This is a genomic window from Flavobacterium bernardetii, from assembly GCF_011305415.1.
Classification (GTDB): Bacteria; Bacteroidota; Bacteroidia; order Flavobacteriales; family Flavobacteriaceae; genus Flavobacterium; species Flavobacterium bernardetii.
Genome location: NZ_JAANOQ010000001.1, coordinates 263,464 through 282,144, shown reverse-complemented (window position 1 = coordinate 282,144; position 18,681 = coordinate 263,464). Strand labels below are relative to the sequence as shown.

The following is an 18,681-nucleotide window of genomic DNA, read 5'->3' as shown; positions in this document are numbered from 1 at the left end:
AAATATTAGAAATCCATTGTCAAATGTAAAACTTTGACAATGGATTTAGTTTAGTTATTAGTTTTTTATTAGTTTTAAAGTAACTGTTTGAGTTTGATTATCCAATTTTGCAAAATAACACCCATTTGGCAAATGTGAAAGATTTATGGTATTATTTTCTTTTGCAATAAGTGTTGATACAACTACTTTTTCGCCTAAAATATTAAAAATTGAAACAGTGTTGTAGGTTTCAGTTTCTTGCGTTAGGTCTATATTAAAAATACCATTGCTAGGGTTAGGATATAGCAAAATGCTATTATAATTTGGGTTAGTATCAATTTCAGGTTCGCTATAAAAAACTTGTGTACTAGACCTAGCTTGCACGCCAGCAGAACCATAAATTCTGGTAATATTTGTAGCTGACAATCCATTAAAAGTTGTGAAATTTCCGCCTACTATTATTTTTCCATCTGGTTGTTGTTTTAATACTCCAATATAACTATCATACATTAGATTACCTGAATAAGGTATACTATTTGTTATACCTGTTCCTATACTAAAAGTTGGGTCTAATTGCCCGTTTGTATTTAATCGGATTAGTTTATTTACATTAGTACTTCCATATTTAGAAAAATAGCCACAAATAATTAATTTGTTTGTTACAGGTTCTAAAATTACATCTACAACAGCTGCCTGCAAATTATTTTGTAATGTATTTATTGCATTATTTGTAAAAGATGTGTCAATAGTACCATTTGGTAACAACCTTGTAATTTTTTTAATAGTACTATTGCCATTATATATACTAAATGGTCCTACTAAAATAATTTTCCCATCTGGCTGAACTAATGTTTTTGTAAATCCTTCTAAATTATTTGCATTAAAAGCACCATAATGTGGTATATTAACATCCCAAAAGCTACCTTGCAAAAATGTAGTGTCTAAAGATCCGTTTGCATTTAATCTTATTAATTGTTTTTCAATTGATTGAACACCATTACTAAAACTAAAATAGCCTAATAATAAAATTTTTCCATCTGGTTGTATTGTTATTTTACGAACAATATTTCTTTTATATCCATTGGAGTTGTTTAATTCGATAGGAATAAAACTTGTATCCAACGTACCATCTGAATTTATTCTTACTATTGAATTTCTAATAGCACCATTATAATAATAAAACATACCACCTAAAAGTATTTTACCATCGGTTTGTACAGCAATAGCATGTAAAGTATATCCGTTTTCTAAAGGATGTTTTGCAACTACAACATTAGCATTAAAAGGAATGTCAAAATTACCATCGGGTAATAATCTTACAAATTTATCAACAAACACCCCACTTTGATTATAATTTGCTGCTAATAATATTTTATTATCCGTTTGGACAGCTATATCTTTTGGAACTTGAAAAGGTGCAATTGTTTGAAAAGTAGTATCTAATGTTAAATTTGTATTTAATCTTGCAATCATAGGCACATATATATTGTTATAAGTGCTAAAATTTCCTGTAATAAGAATTTTACCCGTATTTTGTTGTACAATGCGCCAAACTGGGCCATTAGTACGTATACCTGCAACAATTTGTGGAGTAATTGAAGTACTTACTTTTATTTGAACTGACGCTGTATCAGACGCTGAAATGCTACAATTACCAACTGAAGCTAAATTATAATTAAGTGTATAAGTGCCAGGAAAAGTGCCTGGTGGTATAAAAATATGACCATAATTATTTATTGTAGCGCCTAAAATTGATATTGGTGAAATTAATGAAAATGTTACATTTTGTAAGGAGGCTGTGCTTGTGCTAGAATTATTATACAAGTCATTTACATAAACACTTGGTGTTGTACCTCCTGTATTACTATCAATTGGGAAAATGGTTAAATTGTCATTTACTGCATCAACAGTATTAGAATTTGTAGCCGTTGTAGTAACGTTTATTGTATCATACAACGTTACACTACATCCGCTAGCGTTTGTAAAAGTATAACCAATGGTTGCTACACCAACACCCACAATTGTGGCATTAAAAGCATACACACCATTAGTATTTGTAACCCCTGTGCCTGAGAAAACACCATTGTTAGCTGCACTAGACAAATAAGTAGTTAAATTGGTTAACGTTTGAGTACTACAAATTGAAGCTGGTAAATCAAATTTAGCCCCATTGGTTGGTATTAAGGATACATTATCTATGTAGTAACTTATTAATCTATTACCAAAAGCATTTGCTCCTGTTGATTGATAATTACATCCCCCTATTCCAGTTGTAGCTGGTGTATTTGAAACAAGTGTAGCATTATTTAATAAACCTAAATATAAAAATTGTTCTCCACCAGTTGTTGTTGTAAAATTAAATGAAATTGTATCCCAACCATTTGTGTTTCTTGTAACTGTAGGAGAAATTAATTGTGTTGTAGTATCTGTTGCATTATTAACAATACTTACATCACCATTAGAATTGTATGCTAAAATTGATGGGGGAGTGGTATTTGATCTATGTAAAAAAGCTTGTAAATTACTAGCCCAATGACTAAAACCATCTGCTAATGATACATCAAAACTTAATTGATAATTTGTATTTGCTTGTAAAGGAGTATTTAAAGTTGTATAAATATGTTGCTTTCCACCAATACCAGTAGAAACAAATATACCAGCGTAGTTGTTACCAACATTATTATTACTTGATTGATTTCCTAGCCAATTACAGGGTACTCCAAAGCCTGAATGAGTTGTAGTAGAAGACAAAAAAATTCCACTTGCACTACTACTAATTACTGATTGAAAAACAGAGTCCCAGCCACAAGATTTTCTTATGTCTGTTACTATAATTTGAGCAGAAAACTGTTCAAAATCCCCATTCATTACCAAATTGCACGCACTTGCTGTTGGACTACATCCACCAGTACTAGAAGGAACGCGAATGTATAAATATATATATGTAATATTACCTCTTTTAGTACCGTTTATTGGAACATACCGTAATATATGTAGACCAGTAGTTGCACTACTAAAATTTATTGATGTTGAGGAAGTGCCACTTGTTGCAGACAAAGTTGAAACAGCACTAATATCTTGCAAACATTCAAAACCAGTAACACTTATATCATTATTTAGAATAGTTGCTCCACTAATTACTATGTTGGTATTTGCGTTTCCTACAAAAGTGTAATCTCCATTACTATTTATTCCATCATTTAATCCTGCCACGTTTATACCTGCACAAGCTGTTCCTCCATAATTGTAAAATCCTCCAATTGTTGAACTTACACCAAAAGTTGTTTTCACATTATAGCCAATATCACAAAGTACATTCCGTTCTTCGGGTTTTAAATAACGTTTGGTTTTTCCTACTATATTTACATTACTTAAAACAAAGTAATTATCGTTTCCATTCGGATTAGTACAAGTAGGAAACAGCATATCTTCAAAATGACTTAAGCTACTTCCTTGCTCAAAGCAAGTTGGAGTATAAACTGGTACTGTTGAAGACCCTACATATTTTATAGCATCATTACAAGTGGTGTTGTTTAGTACCCCGTTATTTATATTATTTGGTAATGTACAACCAGGTCTTAATGCATTTGGTGAAACAGCGGAATTAAAACTAATATCATACATACTACAACTTCCAATAGTTAGCAATGGAATGTTGGAATTTGTTCTTAAAAAAGTGTCGTATCTGCTGTAATAAGGTGATGGGTCAATTGATGCACCATTTTGATTTATGAAACTGCCAAAACCTAAAGAATGAACAACTTCGTGAAGTATAACAGTGTATAAATCATATAAATTGCTAGGCGAATTGATAGATAAGTTTGTGTTCCAATTTATACTAGAGTCATTAAAATTAAAAGCAACTTTACCATGATAAAAAAGGTTTGTACCATTTAAAACGTTGGTGTAAGAATCTACTCCCAAATGAATTGTTTTCCAAATTTCACCATCTAAAATACCACCAACTGTATTTGTATTGTTAGAATATGGAATATAAAAAGAAGAAGCCAATCCTAATGTGCCAACTTGAGCACTTTCATTTGCTATATTTCTAACCCAAATATTAACTTTATTGCCAGTAGTTGAAAGTGGAGAAGTTATAAAATTAGATATATCTTCAAATACTTTGCATATTACTGCTCGACGAGCATTGTGTGTAGGGTTTGAAGTGTCATCCATACCACAACCAGGTTCAAAATATAAATTAAAATAAGAAGTAGTTGAACAAGTTACATTAGTAGTTTTTAAATAACCTATCTCTTTAGGTGCATCTATTAAAATGTCCTTAAGTTTTAATAGATTTCCACGATTGTCATACACTGTTTCTAATTTTCCCTCTGGCGAAAGATTAATTTCATATTGTTGCGAATAGCCTTTGAAAAAACACAACATTATTAAAAAAAAGAGAGTATACTTGTTTGTTTGTTTGTTTGTTTGTTTTTGTCATAGCTTAGTTTGTTGGTTACTATGCGAATATAAAAATATAATTTGATTAAAAAACAAAAAAAAAGGATAAATACTTGTTAAACATTTATGCTTTTTATAAGCAGTTTATGTTTTTGCAATTATTTAAAATATGCTAAACTGAAAGAACTTGCTGGTAACAATTCATAATATTTGTAGCAATTACATCATCATTAAATTGTTGTGCAAATTTTAAACCTTCCTCTTTCATTTTTGTTGACAGTGAAATATCACTTAAGACTTTTCTTATTTTTGTTGACAAATCCTCAACATCAAAAGGTTCGATGTATAAAGAATTTGGTCCAGCAGCTTCAGAAAAAACTCCTGTTTTATTAGTAATTACTGGCGTTTTAGAATACAATGCTTCAATTATCGGAATTCCAAAACCTTCAAATATAGAAGGATAAACAAAAACGGAAGCCAATTGATAGGTAATTGCCAATTCTTCGCTAGTTAAACCTTTTAAAAAATGAACTCGTTTTTCTAACTTATTTTCTGAAATATATTGATGAATTTTTTCAGTATAATCGGTTTGTTTTCCGATTAAAACCAAATGAACCTCTAAGTTTTTAATGGCTTTTACAATCGTTAAAGCGTTTTTTCGTTCTTCAATTGTCCCAACATTTAAAACAAAAGTTTCAGGCAAATTGAATTTTTGAGTAACTAATTGTTTTTCAGAATCCGAATATTCTCTTTTGAAAACATCTTGACAACCTTGATACACCACTCTAATTTTATTCGCATCAATATGCAAATAAGTCATAATATCTTTCTTAGTTTGTTCGCTAATGGCAATCACTAAATCGGCTCTTTCAGCTGCTTTTTTAAACTTATAAAAATGAATTTTTCTATCGAAAAAAGAATATAAATTAGGATAACGAACGAAAATTAAATCGTGAATAGTTACTACTGATTTAATTGCTTTTTTTTCTAAACCTGAAGGCAATTCACCTGAAAGCCCGTGATAAATAGTAACATTGTCTTTTACCAAATCTTTTACAACCGTTTTTTGACGCCATAAATTCTTAAATTTTTGATTGAATTTAGATATAGGATTTTTCTCAAAAACGTTCGTATTATTTGAAACAAAAAGAGTTTTTTTATACTTTTTTGGATTGTATAAAAAATAATGATGCTCTGGAAAATAAGTAGCTAAAACTCGAACTAAATCTCGACTATAATTACCTAATCCCGTTTTATTATGAAAAACTCTTTTTGCTTCAAACCCAATATTCATTATACGGCTACGTTATATTCTCTTAAAGCGTCATTTAAAGACGTTTTTAAATCTGTAGATGCTTTTCTTTGTCCAATGATTAAAGCACAAGGCACTTGGAAATCACCTGCTGGAAATTTTTTAGTGTATGTTCCTGGAATAACTACTGAACGAGAAGGCACAACACCTTTATATTCAATTGGTTCACTTCCAGTTACATCAATAATTTTTGTAGAAGCGGTTAAGCAAACATTGGCTCCTAAAACCGCTTCTTTTTCAACTCTTACTCCTTCAACAACGATACAACGAGAACCGATAAAAGCTCCGTCTTCAATAATTACTGGAGCAGCTTGCAATGGTTCTAAAACACCACCAATTCCTACTCCACCACTTAAATGTACGTGTTTACCAATTTGCGCACAACTACCAACAGTTGCCCAAGTATCTACCATAGTTCCTTCATCAACGTATGCACCTATATTTACATAAGAAGGCATTAAAATTACACCTGATGAAATATATGCTCCGTGACGTGCAACAGCATTTGGAACGACTCTAATTCCTCTTTCAGCAAAGTTACGTTTCAATGGAATTTTATCGTGGTATTCAAAAATACCCGCTTCTAAAGTTTCCATTTTCTGAATTGGGAAATACATGACTACTGCTTTCTTCACCCATTCATTCACTTGCCAACCATTAGCAACTGGTTCCGCTACTCTAAGCGTTCCGTTATCTAATAAATCAACAACTTCTCTAATGGCATTTTGAGTAGTTTCTTCTTGTAACAATGCACGATTATCCCATGCTGTTTCTATAATAGATTGTAAATTTGTCATGTTTATTTTTTTAACAAAGATAAAGTTTCCAATTAGTATTACAAATAAAAAAATCCTGCTTTTAGCAGGATTTTGTGTTATTTACATGAAGAATCTAAATGTCTAGGTTTACCATTTCCTCCTGGAGAGCAAACTGGAATGCTTGCAAAATCATACCAACCTGGATGAACACCTGGAGTAATTATAGGTTTTTTTATTTCTTCTTTTGTTAATTTTCCATCATTATCATCATCAAAATCTCCATAATTAGGTTTTCCATCTCCATCAGAATCAATGGCTGTACCTGAAACCAAACCAGTTCCTAAATACTCATCTTTCGAAAGAATTTTATCACCATCATGATCTTTATATCGCAACTTCATCAATTTAAAATTAAATATAATTGGAGTATAACTTGGAATTGATGTAGAACTAATGTTGAAATAAGCTAAACCAGATGGTATGAACATTATCCCAGCTCCGAAATCACTAAAAGTAGTTATTCCAGTTGAATTATCTGTTACTGATGCACCTGTTTTAAATAGTGGAAAAATTTCTTTCCATCCTTGAATTACTTGATCCAATTGTAACCAATCTGGTGTAGATGCTTCATCAAAACTAGTTAAATCGGTTTTATATCCTTTGTAAGATGCATAAATTGAATCCAGTTTTGTTGGATTGTCATTATTTGGATCCGAATCGTTGTTACCTAATCCTTCTCTTAATTTAATAAAATATAATTTATAATCTACACCATCTTTAGAAATTGTTTTAAAATATAAATCAGGGCGACCAGAAATTGGTGCTCCTGGAGTACTTCCTGTAATTTTAGTAAAAGTAACATTATAATCTGCATCAACAGTGATGAAGTGAGTATCCATAAAATCTTCAATATCACCTATATCTTCAGCATAAACTTCAGAATAAGGTCTAACTTGTACCTCTTCTGGAGAATCATCTCCCGGACATCCAACCATAACAAATATAAATGGTAATAAAAGTAATAATCTTAATGATAATTTCATTTTGTAATATTTTAATTTAAAAAGTGCCCGCAAGATACGATTTTCATTTATTTTTGTACAAATATTAACACTGATTTTTGAATTTTATGCGAATTGATAAATATTTATGGTGTATTAGATACTATAAAACAAGAGGTCTAGCGGCTGAAGCCATTAAAAAAGGGCATGTTTCGGTGAATAATGTAAAAGCAAAAGCGTCTAGAGATGTTTTTCCTTTGGACAAAATTACCTTAAGAAGAGATCAAATTAACTATATTGTTAAGATTTTGGATATTCCACCAAGTAGAGTAGCTGCCAAATTAGTAGATTTATACAGAAAAGACGAAACTCCACCAGAATCTTTTGAACATTTAGAAATGATAAAACTTTCTAAAGAACATTATAGAGCTAAAGGTGAAGGAAGACCCACTAAGAAAGACAGAAGAGATATATCTGATTATACTGAAAATGATAGTGATGACGACACTGAATAAAGAATACTGGGAAAACAGATACGAAAACAATGATGCGATTTGGGATATTGGACATATTTCAACACCTTTAAAAGAATATATTGACCAATTGGAAAACAAAGACATTAAAATTCTGATTCCTGGAGCTGGAAATGCTTATGAACTAGATTATTTAATAGAAAATGGTTTTCACAATGTTTTTGTAATCGATTATGCGCAACAACCAATTGATGCTATAATAAAGAGAAACAAAGCCTTAGAAAAGCATTTAATCCAGGATGATTTTTTTAATCATACAGAAACTTATGATTTAATTATCGAACAAACTTTCTTTTGTGCTTTAAATCCGAATCTTAGAGAAAATTATGTTTCAAAAATGCATAATCTAATATCTGAAAAAGGAAAAATAGCAGGTTTATTATTTAATTTTCCGCTAACGGAAGTTGGACCGCCATTTGGAGGAAGTTATGAAGAATATATAAATTTGTTTTCTGAAAAATTTAGAATTAAAACATTAGAACCTGCATATAATTCGATAAAACCTCGTGCTAATAAAGAATTGTTTTTTACATTTGAAAAAAAATAAACCATGCAACACATTATTTTAACTCACACCGAAATAGAACACAAAACAAAACGCATTGCTTATCAAATTTATGAAACGTTTGCTAACGATTCTGAATTAGTAATTGCAGGAATTTCAAATAGCGGATTCATATTCGCACAGAAAATTGCCAAGCAATTAGAAACGATTAGCGATATCAAAATTACTATTTGTGAAGTTAATATTAATAAACAAAATCCGTCAGACCCCATTACAACTTCTTTAAATTCTGACGAATACGCCAATAAAAACTTAGTTTTAGTTGACGATGTTTTAAATTCTGGTGGAACTTTAATTTATGCAATTAAGCACTTTTTAAATGTACCTTTAAACAAATTTAAAACAGCAGTATTAATTGACAGAAATCATAAAAAATATCCTGTAAAAGCAGATTTCAAAGGCTTGTCATTATCTACTTCTTTGCAAGAACACGTTCAAGTGGTTTTTGAAGAGAATAATTCTTACGTATATTTAAGTTAGTTTAGAAACTATTTCTTTAACAATTTCCAATTCCTTTTTGTCATCAATAGAAACAATTGTTTTTACTTGATGATAGAAATAACTACGCTCAAACAAATGCTTCGCAACAAACTCCTGAAGCTCTTCTTCATTAAAACGAGACACTAATGGTCTTGATGCTTTCTGAGCATGTAAACGTTTCAATATCGTGTCTACAGAAGCTTTTAAGTATACAGAATGAATACTTTCCGATTGATACAATTCAAAATTATCATAATAACAAGGCGTTCCTCCACCCAATGCTAAAACATAATTTTCAGTTGTGTTTAGAAATTCCATTAAAATTTCTTTTTCCTTTTTTCTGAAAAACAATTCTCCTTTTTGTTCGAAAATCTCATCAATTGTTAAATTCAAATTCGTTTCAATTAAATGGTCTAAATCGTAAAAAGGAATATGTAACGACTCAGAAAGTAGCTTTCCAATCGTAGATTTTCCGGATGTCATGTATCCAACTAGAATAATTTTCATAATACTTCTGCACTTTTAAAGGTATAAATGTATAATAATTTAATGAAACTTTAATTTTTATTTAAATTCGAAAAACAACAAATACTTATAAATTAAGGGGTTATAAATTATTTCAAAAAAAACATTAAAATATTATACAAAAGCTATTGCAAAATAAATAAATCGTCCTATATTTGCACCCGCAATGAAGGAATAGTTTTAGACTCTGTAGCTCAGCTGGTAGAGCATTACACTTTTAATGTAGGGGTCCTGGGTTCGAATCCCAGCGGGGTCACTAAAAATATTCAAAACATAAAAATTACAACTTCATTGCTACGACTCTGTAGCTCAGCTGGTAGAGCATTACACTTTTAATGTAGGGGTCCTGGGTTCGAATCCCAGCGGGGTCACAAAAAGAAGCTAAGCAATTGTTTAGCTTCTTTTTTTATTTAAGGCCATGTGGAGGAATTGGTAGACTCGCCATCTTGAGGGGGTGGTGCTGTAAGGCGTATGGGTTCGAATCCCATTTTGGTCACAAACAAAAATCTTGCTAATGCAGGATTTTTTTCATTTTATAGTACTTCTTAATAATTTTTATGTATTTTTGTTTAAACTTTTTAAGCAAAAGATGAACAATATAAAATCTACATTCAGTATTAAGGACTTAGAAAACCTTTCAGGCATTAAAGCCCACACTATTCGTATTTGGGAAAAGAGGTATGATTTACTTGGACCAATGCGAACTGACACGAATATTAGACTTTACGATATTAAAAACTTACAAAAACTTCTAAATGTAGTATTGTTAACCAATTTTGGATATAAAATTTCAAAAATTTCTAAACTAGATCAAGAAGAAATTGAAAAATTTGTACTAAAAATCCAAACTGATAAAACAGTTAATAATCACGTATTAAGTCAATTCAAAATGGCAATGCTAAATTTTGATCAGTCGCTTTTCGTAAAAACTTATAATGAATTACTTAGCAAAAAAGATTTTAGTACCGTATTCTTTGAAACTTTTATTCCACTACTTGAAGAGATTGGAATTTTATGGACAACAAATACAATTACTCCTGCACATGAACATTTTATTTCTCATTTAATAAAACAAAAAATATTAATTGAAATAGAGAAATATCAAATTTTACAAAAAGATATATCAGACAAAACCTACATATTATACTTACCTTTCAACGAAATACACGATTTAGGACTTTTGTTTTTACATCATGAAATTATAACGAAAGGACACCATTCTGTTTACTTAGGAAGGAGTTTACCAATTGAAAATTTAATCGAATTAAATTTTCACTTCAATAAGATTACATATATTACTTATTTAACTGTTGAACCCGGTGAAGATGAAATTGAAAACTACATAAATGAATTCAAAAACACGATATTAAAAGATAACAATAATGAATTATTAATTTTTGGAAGAAAAGCACAAACAATAAATAACGAAAAATTACCAAATAGAATTAAATCAATTGAAAATATCAAAGATTTTCTAGACATATTATAAACCAATTTTAGATTTAAACCGTAATTATATATATATGCCCAAAACAATACAAATAATAGGTTCTGGATTTTCATCTTTAGCAGCAGCTTGCTATTTAGCTAAAGAAGGTAATAAAGTAGCTGTGTTTGAAAAAAACAATAGTTTAGGCGGTCGTGCCAGACAGTTTACTGAAAAAGGATTTACGTTTGATATGGGGCCTTCTTGGTATTGGATGCCAGATGTTTTTGAACGTTTTTTTGCCGATTTCGATAAAAAACCATCAGATTATTATGGTTTAGAAAAATTATCACCAGGATATAGAGTGTTCTTTGAAAATAACGAACATTTTGATGTTTCAGATGATTTAAGTACGATTATTTCCGACTTCGAGAAAATAGAAAAAGGCAGTGGAAAACAATTAGAAAAATTCATTTCTAACGCAAAAAGTAATTACGAAATTGCTATAAAAGATTTGGTTTACAGACCAGGTGAAAGTATTTTAGAATTAATAACTCCACAAACTGCCTTAAAATTAGATCAGTTTTTTTCCAATATTAAAAGAGATGTTCGAAAAAAAATAAAAAATAAAAACTTACAACAAATTTTAGAATTCCCTGTCTTGTTTTTAGGTGCGAAACCTTCAGATACACCTTCTTTTTATAACTTTATGAATTATGCCGATTTCGGATTAGGCACTTGGCAACCCAAAAATGGTTTTTTTGATGTAATTCAGTCCATGATAAAATTAGGAACCGAATTAGGAGTTACTTATCATACCAATTCAAACATTAAGGAAATTATCGTAGAAAACAATAAAGCTGTCGGAATTAAAATAAATAACGAAATTCTAAAATCAGATGTAGTACTTTCAGGAGCTGATTATCATCATACCGAAACCTTATTACCAAAAGAAAACAGACAATATTCTGAAACGTATTGGGACAAAAAAACGTTCGCGCCTTCTTCCCTATTATTTTATGTTGGGTTTGATAAAAAGCTAAAAAACGTTTGTCATCATAATTTATTTTTCGATTCTGATTTCGACAAACATGCTGTAGATATTTACGACAATCCAAAATGGCCAGAAGAGCCTTTGTTTTATGCTAACTTCACATCAATAACAAATAAACATACAGCGCCAGAAGGTTGCGAAAACGGCTTCTTTTTAGTGCCAATTGCGCCCGATTTAGAAGACAATGAAGCACTTAGAGAAATTTACTTTGAAAAAATAATTTCAAGATTTGAAGCCATCACTAAACAAGACATTCGTAAAAGCATTATCTTTAAGAAATCATTTTGTGTCAACGATTTTAAATCCGAATACAATTCATATAAAGGAAACGCATACGGAATGGCAAATACATTGTTACAAACTGCTGTTTTACGTCCGAATTTGAAAAGCAAAAAAGTTAAAAATTTATATTTCACGGGGCAATTAACTGTTCCGGGACCGGGAGTTCCACCAGCATTAATATCAGGGAAATTAGTCGCACAATTAATACAAAAATATCAATAAAATGAAGGCATTATTTGACACCGTTTCTTTCGCTTGTAGTGTAAATGTTACCAAAGCTTACAGCACCTCTTTTTCATCTGCTGTGAAAATGTTAGCGCCATCCATCCGACAAGATATTTACAACATTTATGGATTTGTTCGTTTTGCTGATGAAATTGTAGATAGTTTTCACGATTATGATAAAGAAGAATTATTCCGTAAATTTGAAATAGAATTAGATGATGCGATTAAAAACAAAATAAGTTTAAATCCGATTTTAAATTCGTTTCAACATACCGTAAACAGACACCATATCAAACGAGAATTAATTGATGCTTTTATGAAAAGTATGAAACTCGATTTGGAGAAACAAGAATACAAAACAACAAAAGAATATCACGAATATATTTACGGAAGCGCTGATGTTGTTGGTTTAATGTGTTTGATGGTTTTTGTAAATGGAGATGAAAAAAAATACAATGATTTGAAAGATTCTGCCATGAAATTAGGTTCTGCTTTTCAAAAAGTGAATTTTTTAAGAGATTTAAAAGCCGATTTTGAAGGTTTAAACCGAACCTATTTTCCAAATACCGATTTAACAAAGCTAACAGAATCTTCAAAAAAAGAAATCATTGAAGACATTGAAAATGATTTCAAATTGGCTTATGAAGGCATTTTACGTTTACCAATTGAAGCGAAATTCGGAGTATATACGGCTTACCGTTATTATAAAAGATTACTTACTCGTTTAAAAGCAACGCCTTCAGCAGAAATAAAAAACACCAGAATTAGAGTTCCAAATTACCAAAAAGCGGAACTTCTAGCGCGTTGTTATGTAAAATATAGATTAAATTTATTGTAAATTACGATCTACGATTTGGGATTTACGAAGTTGACAATTTAAATTAAAAAAATAAAATTATGTGGTTATATATTATAGTATTTATACTAACTTTTTTCGGAATGGAATTTATGGCGTGGTTTACGCACAAATACGTTATGCACGGCTTTTTGTGGAACTTACACGCCGATCATCACAAAAAAGATCACGATTCTTGGTTTGAAAGAAACGACACGTTTTTTGTATTTTATGCTGTTGTAAGTATGACGTTTTTCTTCTTATGGCAAAACGGAATTTTAGAAATTGGTTTAGCAATCGGATTAGGAATTTTCGCTTACGGATTAACTTATTTTTTAGTCCACGATATCTTCATTCATCAACGTTTTAAGTTATTTAGAAATGCTAATAACAAATATGCACGAGCTTTAAGAAGAGCGCACAAAATGCATCACAAACATTTAGGAAAAGGACAAGGAGAATGTTTCGGAATGTTGTTATTTCCTTTTAAACATTATAAAAATGCATAAAAAAAAGCTCCATTTGGAGCTTTTTTTATATAATCACTAATCACTTCTGATTAAGACTATTTCTCTATTTCTCTTAAGTTTTCCATTTTCTTATGTGCCAAGAAACCTTTGATGTCTTCAAAATGTTCTTTCTCGTTTGTTTCCGAATTCGGAAACTTTTGTAGTTAAACCTTAACATTCGAAAAGTTATTTAATTAAATTTGTTGTAAAGATTTGACACAATGTTACAAAACAAAATTTCTAGACAATTATTAATCATTAATATATTACTTGATAACCAAGACGGTATATCAAAAAACGAATTGGTTAGTTTTATTGAAAAGAAATTCGAATTATTAAACCAAAATTTTAAATATCTTGACTTAGCATTTAAACGAGATTTAAAAGAATTAAGAGAAGATTTTGGACTTGATATACCGTATTCGAAAAAACACAAAATTTATACTTTAAACGATTATACCATTAACGATTCAAGAATAGAACTTTTATTAAATTCATTTAAAATTTTTTCATCATTAGTAAATAGTTCAGGTTTGCCTGAATATATAATTCCTGAAAAAAGAAAATCAAATGGAATTGAAAATTTTTCGATTTTAACTGAAGCAATAAATAAAAAATCAATAATTGAATTTTATTATTTCAAATATGATATTAATGTAACGGAGACAAAAACTGTTAAACCATTTGCTTTAAAAGAAAGTAAAAACAGATGGTATTTGATTGGATTTTATGAAAACACACAAGAATTTAGAACTTTTGGCTTAGACAGAATTAATAACGTAACATTAACCGTTAGAACATACAAAAAATCGCCTTCAATTACGGAAATTAACGATTATTTTAGAGATTCTTTTGCAATGTTTACAGATGAAAAAACTGAGTTTGTAAAATTAGGTTTTGATATTCGTGATGGTAATTATATAAAATCGTATCCAATTCATACTTCTCAACAAATAAATTTTATTGAAAAAGAAAATCGATATGAAGTTACTTTAAATATAAAAATAACACTAGATTTTATAATGGAATTGTTGTCCAGAAGTTGGTCTATTGAAGTTATAGAACCTTTACACTTAAGAAAAAAATTAGCTTCTATTTTTCAAGAAGCTTTAAAAAGAAACAAATAAATTACAGAAAAAAATCTAATGGTTTATTAGAAATTGCAATTAGTTTGATTGCTTCATCACTGTTTTTAACACTATTTTCAAAATCTTTATTTTCAAAAGCAATTTTATGTTGTAAATTTAAATACTGTACTTGTTTTTTTATTGCTTGATTAATGGAATATTCAACATAATTATAACCTAATTTTGCTACAAAAGTTAATATTTCTTTTTTTAAACTAATATTTGTAGTTGAAATAGGTTCAGAATCATAAATTTCCATTATTTCATTATAAATATTTTCTTTTTCTTCTCTAATTATCTTTAACTCATTACGAAGTAATAATGATTTTTCGAATTGTTTTTCTTTTACAAGTTTATGTTTTTCAAAACGACATTTAGATTCTTGTGGAATTAATGCAATGTATTTATCCCTTTTTTCTTCAAATAATTCTATTGGTGTTTTCATAAATAAAATGCATTAATTAAGTTATCAATTTCTATATAATGTTCATTTAAATTCTTAAAATTATGAGTCGACTTTTCATCAATAATAACCTGGTTATTTTTAAAAATAAAAGAAGTCTCAGATAAATATTTTTTATGGTTTATTACTTCATCATTCTTTGAAAAAAGCAATAATGATTCCGAATGTTTTTCAATTTTTAATAAATATTGCAAAAGTTGATTTGGCATTAATCCAGAATCATAAACATCAGATATATCAAACAATGGATTAATAAAAACTAATTTAATAAAATTTGGTTTGCACATTTGACGTAATTGATAAGCTAAATTACAACCTGTAGAACTAGCAATTATACAAGTTTCATTAGATTTATCTGCTTCAATTTTATGTTTCCATTCATTTAGTTTTAAATGAATAGTATCATCAACTTTCCACGTTAAACATTCGATGTTTTGATATTTTTCTTTTAACTCTAAAAACTTGTATGATTTTTCAGAACCATACAAACCATGTATATAATATAATTTTGTTTCCATTATAAACTATCTAACAAATCATTTAATGCTTTTTTATTATTTACTATATTTTCTGTAACATAAGAAACAATATCTTCTGTTTTAGAAATAATCTTCAAACCCTTTTCAGTTCGATAATAGAAACTATTATCAATGTCATTATCATAAAAACAGGGCTTATTATAAAAAATTTTCACTTCTATAATTGGCACTAAAACATTGTTGATTTTCACAAAATGAATTTGCAAAAAATACTTATGATTCGGGAAATATGAAAAAATTTCTTTTTTAATTAACGTTGTAATAGAAGCAATTGATTTATTATCAAAAAATGGCTGAATTATTCCTTTATTAAAATTACATAAAAACACATTCCCGCCTTTTGAATTAAACAAACTTGCGATTTGAATTCGTATGTTATGATAATCTAAATCTGTAATAAAAGCTGATTTTTGTAAATTAATATTCTTTAATTCTTGATTAATATTATTCCTAAATATTTGTTTACTTTTTGTATTAATATCTGCAAATCTAAATTCAAAAGGAGTTTGCAAAGTAGTATAAACTAAATTTTGACCAAAACCTTTTTTTTGAGACTTTGAAATTAACTGCACTTCATCTTCTATTTTTGAAGTATCAATTTGCATATATTTATAATAACCATATTCTCTAATTAAAGATTTTTTTGTTGTTTCAATATCATTTTCAGATAAATTTTTTATAGCATAAATCAAAAATCTATCCTCTTTTTCATCTAAAATGTTCATATATAAAATTGGTTCTTTTACTACCATATACATTGCAATTCCGTCAATACCAACATTATTTTCTGCAAATGAAACTGTCGTGTTTTGAATATCATTAAGAGAAACTTCATTTTTAACTAATTTTTCATTTTCTCTAAAAAACAACTGTTTACCTTGTTGCAATAATTGCACATAATATTCTAAGTAGTCAAAAGCACGTTGTCTTGCAATTTCTGGATTAATATCTATAAAAGTATGCTCAATATAAGTAGAATCATTTTCTAATTTTCTTCCTTGAATTACATAATAAATAGCTGGCTGATTGATGTTATCTGTTGTCATAATTTATATTTTTTGTAAAGGTAATTCTACACAGTATCATTTTATGATATTTTAAAAACGGAATTTAAAAAAACCGCTTGAAAGCGGTTTTGAAATATTATCTATTATTTTTTTCTAAATTACTTTTTGCACACATTAATTGAAGTTCTAACTTATCTTTTAAAAACGTAAAATCTTCTTTTATTAAATTAATTTCGTCATCTAAAAGTAAATCACTGTCTATAATTTCATTACCAATTTTTGCAAGTTGTTTAATAGATTCTTTACCTGATTTAGTTATTCCCTTACTTTTTAACAGCTCAGTCAAATTATACAATCCGTTTAATTTGTCTTTAAAATCTAGTAAAAGTGATTTCATTGGAACAACATGATCAATAGCAATTTTCCTTAGTGTTGGAACACTTAAAATATCATATTGATTTTCGATTGCAAGTTCTGTATATACTAATCTATGCTTATTTTCTAATGTTTCAACATAAACTTTATCTTTTTTTATTGAAATTCCCTCAATATTCTTCAATAAAATAAATTCTCCTGAATTAGATGTAAATATTTTAATTTCTTCAATTTGATTTAAAATAAATTTATCAAAGAACACTTTATTTTCATTTTTCTGATAAAATATTTTCTTCAAAAATCTAATTGGAAAATAAACATCACCATAAAGTCTGTCTTGGGTAATCATTCGCATTTTGAAATTTGAAATTAATGAAACTTTATCAATTTCAAAATCAATAAATTCATTTTCATCTGTAATTTCTCTTATAACTAATCCTAAATCATCTGAGTTATTTTCACCTAGATTAATTTTTAAATCAATACATTCTGTCTTTTCAATTAAGTTTAATTTAGAAAACACCTCACTTGAAGTATAAATCGAACATAAATCAATATCAAACTTTAAAGAAATAAGGAATGATTTATACTCTGATAATCCTGACTTGTATTTACTTTTGTTTTCATTAATCGTTTTTTTATGAATAATTGATATGCATAAATTTAATAAATCTTCAATTTCATCTGAATTATTTGAATTTATAAAATGCTCTTCAATTTTACCAAAAAAATCAATTTTTAGATTATCATTTAAAGTATTTTTAATTGCTGATGAAACGTAACTTGCATAACTTTTTGCAGAACCAACAGTAAAACTTTCTTCATTAATTAAATAATTAATAAACTCTTTTCTTAAAAAGAAATTTGAAAATTCAATTTTTTCTTCTTTTAAAATTAACAATTCTGTTAAAAATCTCAAATAGTTATTTTTACTTAAAAGCGCATTGGGTATTCCGTTACCAAATTTTTTATTATATTGAACAAAGCCTTTAGCTTTAATTGCTAATTTTGACTTAATTATGTTGATTTTTAATTCAATTTCATTTGAATTATCTACATCAATTTCAAATGGATTAATTAAATAGTTACTATAAAACTCATTAGAAATTTCCTCTAACTTTTCTTCAAAAAGTAAAACATCATTTTTAAAATTATTTTTTAAATAGTTTGAATTTTTATTTTGGTTATTTATCACATACCAATGAATAAATTTTTTAATCATAAAATTTTCCATACTATTAATTTTATACAAACATAAACTTCCTTAACATCAAAACAT

17 protein-coding genes and 3 tRNA genes are annotated in these 18,681 nt (G+C 28.4%); 11 read left to right on the top strand and 9 right to left on the bottom strand.

The window, feature by feature from the left end; all coding sequences use genetic code 11:
• Positions 1 to 57: 57 nt before the first annotated feature.
• The 4 genes from G6N05_RS01360 to G6N05_RS01345 form a co-directional block, all read right to left on the bottom strand.
• Entirely contained in the window at positions 58 to 4,371 is a 4,314-nt protein-coding gene (locus G6N05_RS01360) for a T9SS type A sorting domain-containing protein (protein WP_166124770.1), read from the bottom strand.
• 187 nt (positions 4,372 to 4,558) lie between these two features.
• Positions 4,559 to 5,680: a glycosyltransferase family 4 protein gene (locus G6N05_RS01355; protein WP_166124769.1), complete on the bottom strand. Its 1,122-nt coding sequence runs from the start codon at positions 5,678 to 5,680 to the stop codon at positions 4,559 to 4,561.
• Positions 5,680 to 6,495, bottom strand: coding sequence for a 2,3,4,5-tetrahydropyridine-2,6-dicarboxylate N-succinyltransferase (locus G6N05_RS01350; protein WP_166124768.1), 816 nt, complete (start codon positions 6,493 to 6,495; stop codon positions 5,680 to 5,682). The genes G6N05_RS01355 and G6N05_RS01350 overlap by 1 nt, the downstream gene beginning before the upstream one ends.
• A 77-nt stretch (positions 6,496 to 6,572) precedes the next feature.
• Positions 6,573 to 7,499: a hypothetical protein gene (locus G6N05_RS01345; RefSeq protein WP_166124767.1), complete on the bottom strand. Its 927-nt coding sequence runs from the start codon at positions 7,497 to 7,499 to the stop codon at positions 6,573 to 6,575.
• Between the two features lie 86 nt (positions 7,500 to 7,585).
• Here G6N05_RS01345 and G6N05_RS01340 point away from each other — a divergent pair, with 86 nt between their 5' ends.
• From G6N05_RS01340 to G6N05_RS01330, 3 genes are read left to right on the top strand one after another with little or no spacing between them, the layout of a single operon-like run.
• Complete coding sequence (locus tag G6N05_RS01340; protein ID WP_166124766.1) at positions 7,586 to 7,972, top strand: RNA-binding S4 domain-containing protein; 387 nt, start codon at positions 7,586 to 7,588, stop codon at positions 7,970 to 7,972.
• Complete coding sequence (locus G6N05_RS01335) at positions 7,956 to 8,537, top strand: class I SAM-dependent methyltransferase (RefSeq protein ID WP_166124765.1); 582 nt, start codon at positions 7,956 to 7,958, stop codon at positions 8,535 to 8,537. Before G6N05_RS01340 ends, G6N05_RS01335 begins: the two co-directional genes overlap by 17 nt.
• A 3-nt stretch (positions 8,538 to 8,540) precedes the next feature.
• Positions 8,541 to 9,035 carry a phosphoribosyltransferase family protein gene (locus tag G6N05_RS01330; RefSeq protein WP_166124764.1) on the top strand — a complete coding sequence of 165 codons (495 nt, stop codon included), beginning with the start codon at positions 8,541 to 8,543 and terminating at the stop codon, positions 9,033 to 9,035.
• Here the strand turns inward: G6N05_RS01330 and G6N05_RS01325 are convergent.
• Positions 9,027 to 9,542, bottom strand: coding sequence for a shikimate kinase (locus G6N05_RS01325; protein ID WP_205729722.1), 516 nt, complete (start codon positions 9,540 to 9,542; stop codon positions 9,027 to 9,029). The two genes, G6N05_RS01330 and G6N05_RS01325, sit on opposite strands and share 9 nt — an antisense overlap.
• Before the next feature lie 201 nt (positions 9,543 to 9,743).
• On the opposite strand from G6N05_RS01325, the gene G6N05_RS01320 reads away from it, so the two are divergent.
• The 8 genes from G6N05_RS01320 (at position 9,744) to G6N05_RS01285 (ending at position 15,018) form a co-directional block, all read left to right on the top strand.
• A tRNA-Lys gene (locus G6N05_RS01320) sits at positions 9,744 to 9,816 on the top strand.
• 42 nt (positions 9,817 to 9,858) lie between these two features.
• Positions 9,859 to 9,931 (top strand) — tRNA-Lys (locus G6N05_RS01315).
• Between the two features lie 43 nt (positions 9,932 to 9,974).
• Positions 9,975 to 10,056 (top strand) — tRNA-Leu (locus G6N05_RS01310).
• A gap of 93 nt (positions 10,057 to 10,149) precedes the next feature.
• Positions 10,150 to 11,049, top strand: coding sequence for a MerR family transcriptional regulator (locus G6N05_RS01305; RefSeq protein ID WP_166124763.1), 900 nt, complete (start codon positions 10,150 to 10,152; stop codon positions 11,047 to 11,049).
• 34 nt (positions 11,050 to 11,083) lie between these two features.
• Positions 11,084 to 12,544, top strand: coding sequence for a phytoene desaturase family protein (locus tag G6N05_RS01300; RefSeq protein ID WP_166124762.1), 1,461 nt, complete (start codon positions 11,084 to 11,086; stop codon positions 12,542 to 12,544).
• A gap of 1 nt (position 12,545) precedes the next feature.
• Positions 12,546 to 13,385, top strand: coding sequence for a phytoene/squalene synthase family protein (locus tag G6N05_RS01295; RefSeq protein ID WP_166124761.1), 840 nt, complete (start codon positions 12,546 to 12,548; stop codon positions 13,383 to 13,385).
• Positions 13,386 to 13,444: 59 nt separating this feature from the next.
• Entirely contained in the window at positions 13,445 to 13,891 is a 447-nt protein-coding gene (locus G6N05_RS01290) for a sterol desaturase family protein (protein ID WP_166124760.1), read from the top strand.
• Between the two features lie 221 nt (positions 13,892 to 14,112).
• On the top strand, positions 14,113 to 15,018 hold the full coding sequence (locus G6N05_RS01285) for a helix-turn-helix transcriptional regulator (protein ID WP_166124759.1): 906 nt from the start codon (positions 14,113 to 14,115) through the stop codon (positions 15,016 to 15,018).
• Position 15,019: 1 nt separating this feature from the next.
• Here the strand turns inward: G6N05_RS01285 and G6N05_RS01280 are convergent, their stop codons facing one another.
• The 4 genes from G6N05_RS01280 to G6N05_RS01265 all read right to left on the bottom strand — a co-directional run bounded on the left by G6N05_RS01280 (position 15,020) and on the right by G6N05_RS01265 (position 18,636).
• The gene (locus G6N05_RS01280; protein WP_166124758.1) at positions 15,020 to 15,463 is read right to left on the bottom strand and encodes a hypothetical protein; all 444 of its coding nucleotides are present in this window, start codon (positions 15,461 to 15,463) and stop codon (positions 15,020 to 15,022) included.
• Complete coding sequence (locus G6N05_RS01275) at positions 15,460 to 15,999, bottom strand: YqiA/YcfP family alpha/beta fold hydrolase (protein ID WP_166124757.1); 540 nt, start codon at positions 15,997 to 15,999, stop codon at positions 15,460 to 15,462. The genes G6N05_RS01280 and G6N05_RS01275 overlap by 4 nt, the downstream gene beginning before the upstream one ends.
• Positions 15,999 to 17,066: a hypothetical protein gene (locus G6N05_RS01270; RefSeq protein WP_166124756.1), complete on the bottom strand. Its 1,068-nt coding sequence runs from the start codon at positions 17,064 to 17,066 to the stop codon at positions 15,999 to 16,001. The genes G6N05_RS01275 and G6N05_RS01270 overlap by 1 nt, the downstream gene beginning before the upstream one ends.
• A gap of 97 nt (positions 17,067 to 17,163) precedes the next feature.
• Positions 17,164 to 18,636, bottom strand: coding sequence for a hypothetical protein (locus G6N05_RS01265; RefSeq protein WP_166124755.1), 1,473 nt, complete (start codon positions 18,634 to 18,636; stop codon positions 17,164 to 17,166).
• Positions 18,637 to 18,681: the final 45 nt, after the last annotated feature.